Annotated in this window: 16 protein-coding genes; 14 read left to right on the forward strand and 2 right to left on the reverse strand. The window is 71.0% G+C overall.

Features of this window, described 5'->3' with window-relative positions; genetic code table 11:
• Nucleotides 1-18: 18 nt before the first annotated feature.
• Both yczE and AC0QSG_RS12430 read right to left on the reverse strand, forming a co-directional pair.
• Complete coding sequence (yczE, locus tag AC0QSG_RS12425; protein WP_475375610.1) at nt 19-732, reverse strand: membrane protein YczE; 714 nt, start codon at nt 730-732, stop codon at nt 19-21.
• Between the two features lie 114 nt (nt 733-846).
• Complete coding sequence (locus AC0QSG_RS12430; RefSeq protein WP_475375611.1) at nt 847-1,365, reverse strand: inorganic diphosphatase; 519 nt, start codon at nt 1,363-1,365, stop codon at nt 847-849.
• A 130-nt stretch (nt 1,366-1,495) separates the two neighbouring features.
• Between AC0QSG_RS12430 and dacB the strand changes: the two genes are divergently transcribed.
• From dacB to panC, 14 genes are all read left to right on the forward strand, one after another.
• Entirely contained in the window at nt 1,496-2,953 is a 1,458-nt protein-coding gene (gene dacB, locus AC0QSG_RS12435) for a D-alanyl-D-alanine carboxypeptidase/D-alanyl-D-alanine endopeptidase (protein WP_475375612.1), read from the forward strand.
• A 61-nt stretch (nt 2,954-3,014) separates the two neighbouring features.
• A complete protein-coding gene (locus AC0QSG_RS12440) occupies nt 3,015-4,160 on the forward strand; it encodes a zinc-dependent metalloprotease (protein ID WP_475375613.1) in 1,146 nt (381 codons plus the stop codon).
• Nucleotides 4,161-4,183: 23 nt separating this feature from the next.
• Nucleotides 4,184-5,233 carry a tRNA lysidine(34) synthetase TilS gene (gene tilS, locus AC0QSG_RS12445; protein WP_475375614.1) on the forward strand — a complete coding sequence of 350 codons (1,050 nt, stop codon included), beginning with the start codon at nt 4,184-4,186 and terminating at the stop codon, nt 5,231-5,233.
• Nucleotides 5,234-5,341: 108 nt separating this feature from the next.
• On the forward strand, nt 5,342-5,893 hold the full coding sequence (hpt, locus tag AC0QSG_RS12450) for a hypoxanthine phosphoribosyltransferase (protein ID WP_475375615.1): 552 nt from the start codon (nt 5,342-5,344) through the stop codon (nt 5,891-5,893).
• Between the two features lie 203 nt (nt 5,894-6,096).
• Nucleotides 6,097-8,199 carry an ATP-dependent zinc metalloprotease FtsH gene (gene ftsH / locus AC0QSG_RS12455; RefSeq protein ID WP_475375616.1) on the forward strand — a complete coding sequence of 701 codons (2,103 nt, stop codon included), beginning with the start codon at nt 6,097-6,099 and terminating at the stop codon, nt 8,197-8,199.
• Nucleotides 8,200-8,223: 24 nt separating this feature from the next.
• The gene (gene folE / locus AC0QSG_RS12460) at nt 8,224-8,829 is read left to right on the forward strand and encodes a GTP cyclohydrolase I FolE (RefSeq protein ID WP_475375617.1); all 606 of its coding nucleotides are present in this window, start codon (nt 8,224-8,226) and stop codon (nt 8,827-8,829) included.
• A gap of 5 nt (nt 8,830-8,834) precedes the next feature.
• The gene (folP, locus tag AC0QSG_RS12465; protein ID WP_475375618.1) at nt 8,835-9,767 is read left to right on the forward strand and encodes a dihydropteroate synthase; all 933 of its coding nucleotides are present in this window, start codon (nt 8,835-8,837) and stop codon (nt 9,765-9,767) included.
• A 2-nt stretch (nt 9,768-9,769) separates the two neighbouring features.
• Complete coding sequence (gene folB, locus AC0QSG_RS12470; protein ID WP_435728828.1) at nt 9,770-10,150, forward strand: dihydroneopterin aldolase; 381 nt, start codon at nt 9,770-9,772, stop codon at nt 10,148-10,150.
• A complete protein-coding gene (gene folK, locus AC0QSG_RS12475) occupies nt 10,147-10,665 on the forward strand; it encodes a 2-amino-4-hydroxy-6-hydroxymethyldihydropteridine diphosphokinase (protein ID WP_435728826.1) in 519 nt (172 codons plus the stop codon). The genes folB and folK overlap by 4 nt, the downstream gene beginning before the upstream one ends.
• A 6-nt stretch (nt 10,666-10,671) precedes the next feature.
• Nucleotides 10,672-11,175, forward strand: a complete 504-nt coding sequence (locus tag AC0QSG_RS12480) for a DUF3180 domain-containing protein (protein WP_435728824.1) — start codon at nt 10,672-10,674, stop codon at nt 11,173-11,175.
• Nucleotides 11,156-11,668 (forward strand): PH domain-containing protein, encoded by a 513-nt coding sequence (locus tag AC0QSG_RS12485; protein WP_435728823.1) that lies wholly within the window; start codon nt 11,156-11,158, stop codon nt 11,666-11,668. The genes AC0QSG_RS12480 and AC0QSG_RS12485 overlap by 20 nt, the downstream gene beginning before the upstream one ends.
• On the forward strand, nt 11,665-13,095 hold the full coding sequence (locus AC0QSG_RS12490) for a PH domain-containing protein (RefSeq protein WP_475375619.1): 1,431 nt from the start codon (nt 11,665-11,667) through the stop codon (nt 13,093-13,095). Before AC0QSG_RS12485 ends, AC0QSG_RS12490 begins: the two co-directional genes overlap by 4 nt.
• A complete protein-coding gene (locus AC0QSG_RS12495) occupies nt 13,088-13,963 on the forward strand; it encodes a Rossmann-like and DUF2520 domain-containing protein (protein WP_475375620.1) in 876 nt (291 codons plus the stop codon). Before AC0QSG_RS12490 ends, AC0QSG_RS12495 begins: the two co-directional genes overlap by 8 nt.
• A 30-nt stretch (nt 13,964-13,993) precedes the next feature.
• Complete coding sequence (gene panC, locus AC0QSG_RS12500; RefSeq protein WP_435728818.1) at nt 13,994-14,935, forward strand: pantoate--beta-alanine ligase; 942 nt, start codon at nt 13,994-13,996, stop codon at nt 14,933-14,935.

Genomic DNA, 14,935 nt, shown 5'->3' on the forward strand with positions numbered 1-14,935 from the left:
AAGTAGACAAAACCCCGGTTAACGCGGCGTGGTAATGTCCATTTCGCGGGGTGGGGTAGGCGGGTCGCGCAGGGTGCGGGATGCGACGCCGGGAAGTTCTACGACGGTCCAGCGCAGGAAGAACTGAGTGAGCGGACCAATCAGCAGCGCGTACAGCACCGTTCCCACGCCGACGATCCCGCCCATGAGCCAGCCCAGGCCCAAAACCGAGAGCTCGAGCACGGTCCGGACCAACCGCAGGCTGAGGCCCGTGCGCAGGTGAAGACCCGTCATCAGGCCGTCGCGCGGTCCGGGCCCCAACTGGCTGCCGATGTACAGTCCACCGCCCAGGGCGTTGAGCACCAACGCGGCGGCGAACAGCCCCCACTGCGCGGGCCACGCGGCCACGGGCGGGATCAGCGCCAAACCGACGTCCGTCGCCACGCCGATCCACACCACGTTGGCGATCGTGCCCACGCCCGGCCATTGGCGCAGGGGGATCCACAGCAGCAGGACCAGGAAGCCGACGAGAACGACGACGGTCCCGAGCGTGAGCGGCAGCTTGGTGGCAATCCCGTAGTGGAACACGCCCCAGGGCTCCAGGCCGAGGCCCGCGCGCACGAAGGCAGCCATGGCGAGGCCGAAGAGGGACAGCCCGAAGAACAACCGCACGAGCCGACCGGGAAGCCGTCCCGCCCGGAGCTGCTCGAGCGGCGTCAGCGCCAGGAGCCTGGGATTGGGGGAAGGGGCCATGGGTCCATCATCCCGTTAACAACAAACCCCCGCGAAGTGGACATCACCGCGGGTAAGTAACCGGCGGTAATGTCCACTTCGCGGGGGCGCGCGGGGGTGAGGGAGGAACGGGGGTTAGCGGCCCTGGGGATCGTCTTCCTCGGGCTCCTCGCCGACCTTGGCGAAGCGCTCGACCGAGCGTGCCAGTTCGGCCTCGGCGGCCTCGCGGCCCTCCCAGCCGTCGGCCTTGACCCACTTGCCGGGCTCCAGGTCCTTGTAGCGCAGGAAGAAGTGCTCGATTTCCTGGATCAGCCAGGCGTCGATGTCCTCGAGTTCCCGGATATGGTCGAAGCGCTTGTCGGCCGGGACGCAGATCAGCTTGGCGTCGCCGCCGCCGTCGTCGGTCATGTTGAAGACGCCGATCGGGCGGGACTCGACGAGCACGCCCGGGATGAGGTCGACGCCGGGGATCCAGACCAGCGCGTCCAGCGGGTCGCCGTCCTCGCCGAGGGTGTCCTCGAAGTAGCCGTAGTGCGTGGGGTACTGCATCGACGTGAACAGCACGCGGTCCAGGCGCAGGCGGTGCGTTTCGTGGTCGATTTCGTACTTGACGCGCGATCCGGACGGGATCTCGATGGTGACGTCGTGGCTCATCTGAGTCTCCTCGACTTTCGGTGTCTTGGGGGCGGCCCGGCCATGGGGATGCCGTCGCGCCGTCTAGTCTTAAGGTGCTGTGCACAGCGTATATTGCGGCGCGGCGCAACAACTATTTCTAGGAGTGCGCATGAACAGGGGCCCGCGCGTGCTCACGTCGCTGTTGTTCGTCGTGGTCCTCGGCTCGCTCCTCGGCGCCATCACCCTCAACCTGCTGCCGGCCTTCGATCCCGCGGACGCGCCGACAGAGGCCGCCTCCCCCGCCGTGGCGCCCGCGCGGACCGTGCCGGCGCCGTCCGTCCCGCCCGCCTCGCTCACCGCGCTTCCCCCCGTGGGCGACAGCGCGCCGGTTCCCGGCGCCGCGAAGGTCAAGGCCGCGCTGGACAAGGCACTGAAGGCCGACGGCGGAGCGCGGTTCTCCGCGTCCGTCGCCGACGTGTCCAGCGGCAGCGTGCTGTACGACCGCGGCGGCAAGGTCCCGATGGTGCCGGCCTCGAGCCTGAAGATCGCCACCGCCGCCGCGGCACTGTCCGAACTCGGCGCCGACACCACGCTCCGGACGTCCGTGGTGCGCGGGGAGGGGAACGCGTTGTTCCTCGTGGGGGGCGGCGACGTGCTGCTGGGTGCAGGCGCGTCCGGCACGGGCGTGGTCGGCCGCGCCGGTTTGGCGACGCTCGCCGAACGCACCGCCGACGCCTTGCTGGAGGGCGCGGCGCAGGGCGCCGGATCCGCCGTGACCCTGCGCGTGTTCCTGGACGACTCGCTGTTTACGGGGGCGGCGGTCAACCCCGTGTGGGACGCGTCCCTCGTGGAGACCTCCAACATCACCGCGGTCGGCCCCATCGCGCTCTACAGCGCGCGGAAGGACGCGAAGCCGAACAGTCCGCGCGTCAAGGATCCCGCACGGCGGGCGGCCAGCGTCTTCCGGGCGCTGCTGGCCGCGGAGCTCGCCGACCGCAAGGCCACGGTCGCCGCCGCGCCGACCGTGGCCAAGCCCGTGGGTCGGGCGGCCGCGCCCCAGGGCGCGCGGGAACTCGCCGCCGTCGAGTCGGCTCCGCTGCGGGACCAGCTGCGCCACATGGGCGTGGAATCCGACAACTACGTGGCGGAGGCCATGGGGCGCCTGGTGGCCATCGAGGCGGGCAAGCCCGCAACGTTCGGGGGCGCCACGCAGGCCGTGCGGGAGGCCGTTGGGCGGCTCGGGGTGGATACCGTCGGCATGTCCCTTGCGGACACGTCGGGGCTCTCGGACGCGAACCGCGTCAGCCCGGCGCAACTCGTCGCCACGCTGCGCGCGGCCGGCGCCTCCAACAACCCGGACCTGCGGGACCTCACCTACCTGCTGCCGGTCGCGGGCGCCACGGGAACGCTCTCCGGACGCTTGGACGGCGACTCCACCCAGGGGCTGGTGCGGGCCAAGACCGGCACGCTCACCGGCCTCGTCACTCTGACCGGGACCGTGGTCACGGCCGACGGCCGCCTGCTGGCGTTCTCCTTCTTTGCACGCGACATCCCCGGTTCGCTGGGGCCCGCCCGCGCGGCACTGGACCGCGCGGCGACGGTTCTCGCCGGGTGCGGTTGCCGCTGACCCGCATCGGCCTTCGACGAAATCCGGCCGGTTCCACAGCCTTCCGTGATCTGATGGTCACATGGAAACCTCCACCACACCCGTCCGGCTGATCAACTGGGAACTGGCCGCTGGAACGGCCGCGCGCCTTTCGACGCCGGGCCCGAAGCTGACGCCCGCAGAGGCGGCCGACGTCGTTGCCGACCTCCGCCGGCACGCCGACGAGTCGGTCGGCCACGTCCACCGCATTACGGGGCTCGAGGCGGCGCGCGACCTGCGCGATTCGCAGGTGCTGATCGTGGACCGCGCATCGTGGGCGCGCGCGAACGTACACAGCTTCGAGGCGCTGCTCGAGCCCGTCCTGCGGCGGCTGGCCGAGACGAAGCGGGACCAGCTCGACGCCGGATCGGTCGCCGTCGGCGCGACCGTCACCGGCGCGGAAATGGGCAGCATCCTCGCGTTCCTCTCCTCCAAGGTCCTCGGACAATACGATCCCTTCGCGGCCCTGATGCGGGCCGGCATCGCCCCCGGCGGGAGGCTGCTCCTGGTGGCCCCGAACATCGTCGAAATCGAGCGCGAACTCAACGTGGAACCGGCGGACTTCCGGTTGTGGGTCTGCCTCCACGAACAGACGCACCGGGTCCAATTCGCGTCGGCGCCGTGGCTGCGCGACCACCTGCGCGAGAGCATCGGCCAGCTCACCGGGGGCCTCTTCGACAAGGCCGACGGGTTCGGTGACCGCCTCAGGGCAGCGGCCCGCGCGGCGGTCGAGTCGCGCGTCGGGCGCGACCGTCGCGACGAAGCAACGACGCCGGAGCCCGGCTCCGGCGCGGGCCTGCTCTCGGTGATCCAGGACCCCGAGGACCGCGCCGTCATGAGCCACCTGACGGCGGTCATGAGCCTCCTCGAGGGCCACGCGAACGTGGTCATGGACGCCGTCGACGCCTCGATCGTTCCGTCCGTGAAGACCATCCGCCAGCGTTTCAACGACCGCGGCGCCAACCGCGGTGCGGTGGAGACGTGGTTGCGCCGCTTCCTCGGCATGGAGGCCAAGATGCGCCAGTACGCGGACGGCCAGCGGTTCGTCTCCGCCGTGGTGAGGCGGATCGGCATGGACGGCTTCAACGTGGTGTGGGAGGGGCCGGAGAATCTCCCGACGGAACGCGAGCTGCACCATCCGGACGAGTGGATCTCCCGGGTGGCGGGCATCGAACCGAGCTCCTCCTAACGGTGGGCGGCAAGCTCCCGCCGGTGCTGGCCACGGCCCGCAATGCCGTGCGCGCGGCGCTGCGGGACACGGTGGGCGCCACCGGCCGGCCCGGGAAAGGCGCCGCCGCCGGCGACCTGTACCTGGTGGCGTGCAGCGGCGGAGCGGATTCGCTGGCCCTCGCGGCGACCGCGGCCTTCCTCGGACGGAAGGGCGGGCTCCGCGCCGGCGCCGTCGTCGTCGACCACGGGCTGCAGGCCGGCAGCGCCGCCGTCGCGGCGCGGGCGGTGGAACAGGCCAGGGCCCTGGGGCTGGATCCCGTCCTCCTCGAGCGGTCCGCCGTGGGCGGCAACGGCTCGGAGGACGACGCCCGCAGGGCCCGCTACGCGGCGTTCGATTCCGCGGCGGACCACGCGGGCGCCGCCGGAATCCTGCTCGGTCACACGCTCGACGACCAGGCCGAACAGGTGCTCCTGGGGCTGTCCCGCGGCTCCGGTACGCGCTCCCTGTCCGGGATGCCGCGCGCCCGCGGACGGTACCTCCGGCCGTTCCTGGGCCTGCGCCGCGCCGACACGGAAGCGATCTGCGCGCACGAGCGCCTGGACTACTGGAGCGATCCGACCAACACCGAGCGCCGCGCGGCACGCAACCGCGTCCGCCTGGACGTCCTGCCTGCGCTGGAAACGGCGCTCGGTCCCGGGGCGGCGGAGGCGCTGGCGCGCACCGCCGAACTCGCGCGCGAGGACGCCGACTACCTCGACCACCTGTGCGCGGCCGCGCTGCGCGAAGCCCTGGACGCCGCACCCGGGGTGCCCGACGGCGTCGGCCTCCCCGTCGCCTCCCTGTTGGCTCTCGACCCGGCGCTGCGGCGCCGCGTGCTGCGCTCCGCCGTCGTGCTGGCCGGCGGGGAACCGCCCGCGTTCGAGCGCGTGCGGGCGCTGGGGCTGCTGCTGGAGGGATCGGATTCGGCCGGGCCGGTCCAGCTCGCGGGGCCGGTCGCCGCCTTCCGCGCCCGGCTGCGGGGGAACGACGGCGTGGCGTCGCCCACACTCGTGCTGGTTCCCGGCGCGGACCCGCGCCGCCCGCGCGGCTGATCCGCCCGGCGTCGTTCCCCACCGGCGCCCGCGCTGTGGCACCCTAGGAAGCGAGTAGCGCATCCCCCACCGCCCCTCCGCACGGGCAGCAACGATCAGGAGCCATTCGTGGATTCGAACGACGTCACCGCAGACCTCCAGCACGTCCTCTACACGCGGGAGGAGATCCAGCAGAAGATCGACGAGCTGGCCGCCCGGATCGACGCGGACTACGAGGGCCGGGACATCCTGGTGGTCGGGGTCCTGAAGGGCGCGGTGATGGTCATGGCCGACCTCGTGCGCGCCCTCCACTCGCACGTGACGATGGACTGGATGGCCGTCTCCTCCTACGGCTCCGGGACGCAGTCCTCCGGCGTCGTGCGGATCCTCAAGGACCTGGACACCGACCTCATGGGCAAGCACGTCCTGATCGTCGAGGACATCATCGACTCCGGACTGACGCTTTCCTGGCTCAAGGCCAACCTGGTGTCCCGCGGGCCCGCCTCCGTGGAGATCTGCACCCTGCTGCGCAAGCCCGAGGCCGCCAAGGTGGAGATCGACGTCAAGTACGTCGGCATGGAGATCCCGAACGAGTTCGTGGTCGGCTACGGCCTGGACTTCGACGAAAAGTACCGCAACCTGGACTTCATCGGAACCCTCGCGCCGCACGTCTACGCGTAGCGGTGCCGCCACCGCTACGCCCTGAGGGAACTTTCGCGGCCCGCCATGCGTGAAAGCCCACGGGAGTGCGATGCTGGAAGGCAACGCATTGCCGTGAGAGCATTCCGCGCTCCCGGGGTCCAGCCCCGGCCTGCGCGGACCGGTGCGGCGCCCAAGCGCCGCGTGGTTCGACCAGAAGGGACGGGGGACAGGGCCCCCAACGCATGAACGTCAAGAAAATCCTCAACAGCTGGGTCATTTGGGTGCTGGTGGGCGCCGTGGCGCTGCTGGTTTTCCTGCCCTCGCTCACGTCCGGCAACACCGGACGCGTCGACACGAGCGTCGGGCTCCAACTTCTGGCGGAGAACAAGGCCAGCGAGGCGAAGATCTTCGACGGCGACCAGCGCGTGGACCTCTCGCTCAAGGAGAGCTTCACCCTCGACGGCGTCGACAAGGGAGAGAAGGTCTCCTTCTTCTATTCCAACGCGCGCGCCGAGGACGTCGTCCAGGCGATGGACGACGCCGACCTCGACGGGTTCACCGACCAGCCCGTGGAGAACAACTGGTTCCTGAGCATGCTCGGAATCCTCATCCCGTTCATCCTCATCGCCCTGCTGTTCTGGTTCCTGCTCTCGCGCGCCCAGGGCGGCGGATCCAAGGTCATGCAGTTCGGCAAGTCCAAGGCCAAGCTCATCACCAAGGACATGCCGCAGGTGACCTTCGTGGACGTCGCCGGCGCCGAGGAGGCCGTCGAGGAGCTCCACGAGATCAAGGAGTTCCTGCAGGAGCCCGCCAAGTTCCAGGCCGTCGGGGCGAAGATCCCCAAGGGCGTCCTGCTCTACGGCCCCCCGGGAACCGGCAAGACGCTGCTGGCGCGCGCGGTCGCCGGTGAGGCGGGCGTGCCGTTCTACTCGATCTCCGGCTCCGACTTCGTCGAGATGTTCGTCGGCGTGGGCGCGTCCCGCGTGCGCGACCTCTTCGAGCAGGCCAAGAACAACGCCCCCGCCATCATCTTCGTCGACGAGATCGACGCCGTCGGGCGCCACCGCGGCGCCGGCGTGGGCGGCGGCAACGACGAGCGCGAGCAGACGCTGAACCAGCTCCTCGTGGAGATGGACGGATTCGGCGTGAACACCAACGTCATCCTCATAGCGGCCACCAACCGCCCGGACGTCCTGGATCCGGCCCTGCTGCGCCCGGGACGCTTCGACCGGCAGATCCCGGTGGAGGCGCCGGACTTCGTGGGACGCGAACAGATCCTGCGCGTCCACGCCCAGGGAAAGCCGATGGCGGAGAACGTCGACCTCCGCGCCGTGGCCAAGAAGACCCCCGGCTACACAGGCGCGGACTTGGCCAACGTGCTCAACGAGGCCGCCCTGCTCACGGCACGCTCCAACGCCCAGCTCGTGGACGACCGCGCCCTGGACGAGGCCATCGACCGGGTCATGGCGGGACCGCAGAAGCGTTCGCGCCTCATGAAGGAACACGAGCGCAAGATCACCGCCTACCACGAGGGCGGACACGCGCTCGTCGCGGCGGCGATGCGCCATTCCGCCCCGGTCACGAAAATCACGATCCTTCCCCGCGGTCGGGCGTTGGGCTACACGATGGTGGTGCCGGATGACGACAAGTACTCGATCACGCGCAACGAGCTCCTGGACCAGCTCGCCTACGCCATGGGCGGCCGCGTGGCCGAGGAGATTATCTTCCACGATCCGTCCACCGGCGCATCCAACGACATCGAGAAGGCGACGGGCACCGCACGCAAGATGGTCACCCAGTACGGGATGAGCGAGCGGATCGGTTCGGTCAAGCTCGGCTCCGGCGGCGGGGAGCCGTTCCTCGGCCGCGACGCCGGGCACGACCGCGACTACTCGGAGCGCATCGCCGCCATCGTCGACGAGGAGGTCCGCGCGCTGATCGACGCGGCCCACGACGAGGCCTACGCGGTGCTGACGGAGAACCGCCACGTGCTCGACCGCCTGGCCCTGGCCCTGTTGGAGCGCGAGACGCTGAACCAGAAGGACCTGGTGGAGGTCTTCGCGGACATCGTCAAACGCCCGGAGCGCGAGGTCTGGCTCTCCAAGGACAGCCGCCCCGTCCACGCCGAGGGCCCCATCATGTCCCCGGTCGAGCTGCGCCAGCAGGCGGAGGGACGCGCCGCGCGCGAGAACGAGGGCCATTCGGACGTTGTCGTGGACCCGGGAAGCGGGCCGGACCTCCCGGGCGGACACCCGGGCCCGGACAGCGGGAACGACGGCGGATTCGGCCCCGGCCGGGGCAGCGGCCCGGACAGCGGCGGCCTGCCCGTGCCGGACCGCGGTTAGCCCGGGCAAGCTAGGATCGGAACCGTGACGGACATCGACGAAGAGTACACAGACGCGCCCGCGGCGGCCGTGGACCAGGGACGCATCGCGCGCGCGGTGCGGGAGATCCTCGAGGCCATCGGCGAGGATCCGGACCGCGACGGCCTCAGGGAGACGCCCGCCCGGGTGGCCAAGGCGTACACCGAGTTCTTCGCCGGCCTGCACATGGACCCCGCCGACCTGCTTGCCACCACGTTCGACATCGAGCACGACGAACTCGTCCTGGTCAAGGACATCCCGTTCTACTCCACCTGCGAACACCACCTCGTCCCCTTCCACGGCACGGCGCACATCGGCTACATCCCCGGGCGGGACGGCAAGGTGACCGGCCTGAGCAAACTGGCGCGGCTCGTCGAGCTGTACGCGCGCCGTCCCCAGGTGCAGGAGCGCCTGACCACCCAGATCGTCGAAGCGCTGATGAGCCACCTCGAGCCGCGCGGCGCGATCGTCGTCGTCGAATGCGAACACCTGTGCATGTCCATGCGGGGCGTCCGGAAGCCCGGAGCCAAGACCGTCACCAGCGCCGTCCGCGGCCAGCTGCGTGAGCCGGCGACCCGCGCCGAGGCCATGGGCCTCATTCTCGGAAAGTAGGAACCATGTCCCTCGGAGCAATCCCCGGAACCGGCCCCGCAACCTCCCCCCTTCCCGTCATTCGTCCCATCAAGGCGCCGAAGCGGTTCGCCGACCTGCCCACCGGACGCACGCTGGTCATGGGCATCCTCAACGTCACCGAGGACTCCTTCAGCGACGGCGGCCGCTACGTGCGCGCCGACGACGCGATCGGCCACGGGCTGCGCATGCTCTACGCCGGCGCGGACATCATCGACGTCGGCGGGGAGTCCACCCGCCCCGGTGCGGACTTCGTTTCCCCCGAGGACGAGCGGAACCGGGTGCTGCCCGTGATCAAGGCCCTCGTGAAGGCCGGCGCGATCGTCTCCATCGACACCATGCACACCTCCACGGCGCGGGCCGCGCTGGACGCCGGGGCGCACATCGTCAACGACGTCTCGGGCCTCACCCATGAACCGGACATGCCGGCGCTGATCGCCGAGCGCAAGGTCCCCTACGTGCTCATGCACCGCCGCGGAGACGCCCAGACGATGGTCACGGAGGCCAACTACACCGACGTCGTCGCGGAGGTCCTCGCCGAGCTCACCGAACTGCGCGACCGCTTCCTGGCCGCCGGCGTTCCGGCGTCGTCGATCGTCCTCGATCCGGGACTGGGCTTCGCCAAGGCGCCCGAACACAACTGGGCGCTGCTGCGCGCGACGCACAAGCTGTCGGCCCTCGGCCACCCCGTGCTGATCGGCACGTCCCGCAAGCGCTTCCTCGGCTCGCTGCTCGCGGAGGCCGGAAAGCCCGCCCCGCCGGCCGAGCGCGACGTCGCCACCGCCGCCACCAGCGCACTGGCCGCCGCCGCGGGCGCCTGGTGCGTGCGTGTGCACGACGTCGAGTCCACGCTCGACGCCGTGAAGGTCGCCACCGCGTGGGCGAACCCCGCACTCGTCCCGGCCGGAACCGGGGCCTAGCCATGGCCGCAGGCGCCGCCCCCCGCGACACCATTGCGGTCAGCGGCATCACCGCCATCGGGCACCACGGCGTCTTCGAGCACGAGAAGCGGGACGGCCAGCCGTTCGTCGTCGACGTCGTGCTGCACACCGACATCCGCCCGGCGGCCGCCTCGGACGACCTCGCGGACACCGCCAACTACGGGGCACTCGCTGAGACAGTCGCCGGGGTCGTGGCCTCCGGCCCATTCGACCTCATCGAGAAGCTGGCGGAGGAACTGGCCGCCCGGGTGCTGGCGGACTTCGCGGTCGACGCCGTCGGCATCACCGTCCACAAGCCGCAGGCGCCCATCCCGGTGCCGTTCGGCGACGTCGCCATCACCATCCACCGGGAGCGCCCGTGACCTCCGGGAGCGCCGCGCCGATCGTGGCCGTGCTCGCCCTGGGCAGCAACCAGGGGAAGCGGGGTGAGACGCTGCTAAGCGCCGTCGCCGAGATCGCCGATGGCGACGCGGTCACCCTGCGCCGGGTGTCCCCGGTGGTGCAGACCCATGCGGTCGGGGGGCCGGCAGGCCAGCCCGACTTCCTGAACATGGTCATCGAGGTGGAGACCACGCTGGCCCCGCTGGCCCTCCTGCGCCATTGCCAGGACGTCGAACGGCGGCACCACCGCGTGCGCGACGTCCGCTGGGGACCGCGAACGCTGGACATCGACATCATCACCTACGGGGACCACGCCATCGACTGCGAGGAACTGACGGTCCCGCATCCCCGGGCGGCCGAGCGCGCGTTCGTGCTCCAGCCGTGGTCCCGGATGGACCCGGATGCCACGCTCGGGGGCGTGGCGGTGGCGGAACTGGCCGGCAGGGCGCCCGACGCCGACGGGTTGCGGCCCTACCGGCCCGAAGGGGACGGCTGAGCGTTGATGAGCACCATCAGGCCCCTCTGGCTCCTGGCGATCTGCCTCGGCGCGGCATTGGCCGGGTGGATCGGGCAATGGCTGGCCTCGACCAACGGACTGCCCGCTCCGGTGCTCCACTGGACCTCGCTGATCACCATGGGCGCCGGAATCCTGATCACGCTCGGATTCGGGCTGCGGGTCCGGCGCTACCAACAGGGCAAGCTCCGCCGGATGCTGGATCCGCTTCAGGCCGCCCGCACCCTGGTCCTCGCGCAGGCCACGGCCTACGCCGGGGCGCTGATCGCCGGCTGGCACCTGGGTATCCTCGTGGACCTGATGGCCGCCAGCGGGCTGCGCACCGGCTCCTCCACATCGTCCCTGGTGATGATGGGAGCGGCCGTCGCAATGGTTATTGTGGGATGGGCGGTTGAGCAATTCTGCAAGCTGCCGCCGGACGACCCGTCCGCACCCGACGCGAACGCGCGCGACAGTGAGGAAAACGAAGGGTATGCCCCAGGAACCAGTTGATCCCGCCGGTATTCAGTGGCGGAGGGTTTCCCCGAAGTACGCGCGGGTCCGGATCATCGGCTCGCTGGTCGGTTTCCTTGTCGCCCTCGTGCTCCTCGGCGTCCCCCTGGCGCTTCGGCTCTCGGGGATCTGGCCGGCCTATCCGCTGTGGCTCGCATGGGGCGTGCCCGCCGCCGTCGTGGGGCTGGAGATCGTCTCCCTGATCCTGATTCCGCGGCAGGTGCGTGCCATCGGCTACGCCGAACGCGAGAACGACCTGTTGGTGCGTTCGGGCCTCCTTTTCCAGAAGGTCCTTGTGGTCCCGTACGGCCGCATGCAGTACGTGGATGTCGCCGTCGGCCCGATCGACCGCCAGCTGGGACTGTGCAGGGTACAGCTGCACACCGCCTCGACGAGCGCGACCGCCGAGATCCCGGGGCTGCCCGCCGCCGAGGGCACCCGGCTGCGCGAGCAGCTGTCGGCCCGCGGCGAGGCCAGGCTGGCGGGACTGTGAGCGAGCCGGAGGTCCCCTGGTACCGGGTGCACCCCGTGTCGCCGCTGGTCCGCGGCTGGATCGCGGTGCTGGCGTTCGCCTATTTCTGGGGCCAAAACTGGCTCGAGGACATCTTCGCCCAGGGCCAGGCCTCGGAGGGCGCGTCGGGGCGCTGGCAGTTCACACCGGATCTGCTGGTGACCATTGCGGTGGGCCTGGGGGTCCTGGTGCTGATCGTGTTGGGATTCTTTCTGTCCTGGTGGTTCACCCGGTACCAGATCACCGAACGCCACGTGAACGTCAACTCCGGCATCGTGTTCCGGCAGCAACGGCAGGCGCGCATCGACCGCGTCCAGGCCATCGACATCGCCCAGCCGTTGATCGCGCGCGTCTTCGGGCTGGCCGAGCTGAAATTCGAGGTGGCCGACGCCGGCGAGACCGCCATGAGCCTCGCCTTCCTCAAGCTCGACGACGCCAAGCGGCTGCGCAACACCATCCTGGCCCGCGCCGCGGGACTCGAGACGGATGCCACGGCTCCGTCCGAGGACGCGCCGGAGGCTCCGGAGACGGTGGTCGCGGTGGTTCCGGCGGGCCGGCTGGTCGGATCGGTCCTGCTCAGCCCGTGGGTGTGGATCACGGCGCTGGTCCTGGTCGGTGGGCTACTCGCCATGCGGATCACCGATGGCGCGTTCTCGGTGTTCTTCCTCCTTCCGTTCCTCCTCGGCGTCGTCCCCGCCACGTGGGGGCAGTTCAGCCAGGGCTACAACTTCCGGGCCGGCGTGGCCGCGGACGGACTGCGCCTGAGCTACGGCCTGCTCGACACCCGGCACCAGACCGTCCCGCCGGGCCGGGTGCAAGCCATCCAGATCAGCCAGGGCGTCGTGTGGCGGCTGTTCGGCTGGCACAAGGTGGTGGTCAACGTGGCGGGCTACGGGAACGCGGGCGGTGACGGCGCCTCGCGTTCCACGCTGTTGCCGGTGGGCACACGGGAGGACGTGCTGAACGTGCTTGCCGTGGTGCTCCCGGACCCCGGAACCGAGAACCCGCTGGCGCTGATCGACGCAGGAATCGGCGGAAGGGGTCCCGAGGCGGGTTTCACCAACACCCCGCGTGGCGCCCGCCTGCTGGCGCCGCTGGCCTGGCGAAGGCAGGGGTTCGCGGTCACCGGGACGGCCCTGCTGGCGCGTTCCGGCGTGCTCGTCAAACGGCTGGTCCTGGTTCCCCACGAACGCACGCAGGGACTGGTGCTCAGCCAGGGGCCGCTGGCGCGGCGCTTCGGCGTCTGCGACGTCCAATTGGCCACCACCAGTGGTCCGGTGGACCCGTGCGTGGTGCAGACTGACGTCGAATGCGGACGCGCGTTGTTCCTGGAACAGGCCCACCGCGCGGCAACGGCCCGCCACCTGCGGGACCGCGACCACTGGCTGGAAGGCGAGAACCATGAATAAGCCCGGCCGCCTGGGCGTAGGCGTCATCGGCGCCGGCAAGGTGGGCGCCGTACTCGGCGCGGCCCTGCGCGCCGCCGAACACGGGGTTGTGGGCGTCCACGCCGTCTCGGAGGACTCGCGCGAACGTGCGGACGCGTTGCTGCCCGGGGTGCCGATCCTGCCGATCCCCGAAATCCTCCGCCGTGCCGAACTGGTGTTGATCGCGGTGCCGGACGACGCCCTGGGTCCCCTGGTCAAGGGCCTCGCGGACGCCGGGCACTGGCAGGCGGGCCAACTCGTCGTCCACACCGCGGGACGCTACGGCGTCGGGATCCTCGAACCGGCGCGCGACGCCGGCGCCATTCCGCTGGCCATCCACCCGGCCATGAGCTTCACCGGGCTCAGCCTGGACCTGACGCGACTGCGGGACTGCATGTTCGGGGTGACGGCCGATCGCATGATGCTGCCCATCGCGCAGGCCCTCGTGGTGGAGATGGGTGCGGAGCCCACCGTTGTCGAGGAAAAGGACCGCGGCCTCTACCACGCGGCGCTCGCGCACGCCTCGAACCACCTCGTGACCGTCGCCGGACAGTCGTCCGAACTGTTGCGCGCCGTGGGCATCGACCGGCCGGACCGCGTCCTGGGGCCGCTGATGCGCGCCTCGCTGGAGAACGCCCTGTCCACGGGGGAGGGCGCGCTCACCGGCCCGGTCGCCCGCGGCGACGTCGGAACGGTGTCCATCCATCGCCAGGCGCTGGCCCAGGAGGAGGTCCCGCCCGACGTGCGGGAGGCGTACCTGGCCATGGCCCGCGCCACGGCCCAGCGCGCGGTGGCGCGCGGCCTGCTCAGCGACGCACGGGCCGCGGCGATCCTCGACGCCCTCGCGTAGGGCACCGGGCGGCGGGACTAGACTCTTGGCGTGAGTACCGCAGAGCCCGCGACCCCGCCGAGGATCGTCCGCACCGTCTCCGAGCTGAAGAACGCCTCGCGCGCGCTGCTCGAGTCCTCGCTGGACCAGCCCGGAAAGCCCCGGCGGCTGGCCCTCGTGCCCACGATGGGTGCGCTGCACGCCGGCCACCAGCGACTGGTCCGCGCCGCGCGCGAGGAGAACGACGTCGTCGTCGTTTCCGTCTTCGTCAATCGGCTCCAGTTCAACGACGAGGCCGACTTCGAGCGGTATCCCCGGACGCTGGAGAACGACGTCGAGCTGCTCGCCGAATCCGGCGCGGACCTCGTGTTCGCGCCCGAGGAGTCGGAGGTCTACCCGGACGGAGCGCCGCTCGTCGCGGTCTCCAGCGGCGCTTTGGGCGCCAAGTTCGAGGGCGCCTCGCGGCCCGGGCACTTCGACGGCGTGCTGGCCGTCGTGGCCAAACTCCTGCATTACGGGGCCGCCCCGCTGAACACGGCGGTCGCCGTCCACTACAGCGTGTACTTCGGGCAGAAGGACGCGCAGCAGCTGGCCATCATCCGGCGGATGGTCGCGGACCTCGCCTATCCCGTCCAGATCCGCGCCGTGCCGATCGTCCGGTCGCCGGAGGGGCTCGCCCTCTCGAGCCGGAACCGGTTCCTTTCCGCCCCGGAGGCCGACGCCGCGCTGGTGCTGTCCCGCGCGCTGACGCTGATGCGCGAGCGCGCCGACGCGCACCAGGCGCTGCGGCCCGAGGACGCCGAGGCGCTGATCCGCAGCCAGCCGCTCGTCGATCTCGACTACTTCGAGGTCGTGGATCCCGCGACGCTCGAGCCGCTGGCGTTCAACTGCCGCGAGACCCCCTTCACGGGCGAGGCCCTGGCGCTGGTGGCGGCCCGCGTCGGTTCCGTGCGCCTGATCGACAACCTGCCGCTGGGAACCGCCGGCTCCTAG

The sequence above is a fragment of the Arthrobacter sp. LT660 genome (assembly GCF_056172845.1).

Excerpts from the sequence above, each read along its gene's own strand:
- AC0QSG_RS12495 (WP_475375620.1), top strand. The coding sequence starts at position 13,088 with ATGAATAAGCCCGGCCGCCTGGGCGTAGGCGTCATCGGCGCCGGCAAG.
- dacB (WP_475375612.1), top strand. The coding sequence starts at position 1,496 with ATGAACAGGGGCCCGCGCGTGCTCACGTCGCTGTTGTTCGTCGTGGTC.
- folP (WP_475375618.1), top strand. The coding sequence starts at position 8,835 with ATGTCCCTCGGAGCAATCCCCGGAACCGGCCCCGCAACCTCCCCCCTT.
- ftsH (WP_475375616.1), top strand. The coding sequence starts at position 6,097 with ATGAACGTCAAGAAAATCCTCAACAGCTGGGTCATTTGGGTGCTGGTG.
- folB (WP_435728828.1), top strand. The coding sequence starts at position 9,770 with ATGGCCGCAGGCGCCGCCCCCCGCGACACCATTGCGGTCAGCGGCATC.
- AC0QSG_RS12480 (WP_435728824.1), top strand. The coding sequence starts at position 10,672 with ATGAGCACCATCAGGCCCCTCTGGCTCCTGGCGATCTGCCTCGGCGCG.
- AC0QSG_RS12440 (WP_475375613.1), top strand. The coding sequence starts at position 3,015 with ATGGAAACCTCCACCACACCCGTCCGGCTGATCAACTGGGAACTGGCC.
- yczE (WP_475375610.1), bottom strand. The coding sequence starts at position 732 with ATGGCCCCTTCCCCCAATCCCAGGCTCCTGGCGCTGACGCCGCTCGAG.
- AC0QSG_RS12430 (WP_475375611.1), bottom strand. The coding sequence starts at position 1,365 with ATGAGCCACGACGTCACCATCGAGATCCCGTCCGGATCGCGCGTCAAG.
- AC0QSG_RS12485 (WP_435728823.1), top strand. The coding sequence starts at position 11,156 with ATGCCCCAGGAACCAGTTGATCCCGCCGGTATTCAGTGGCGGAGGGTT.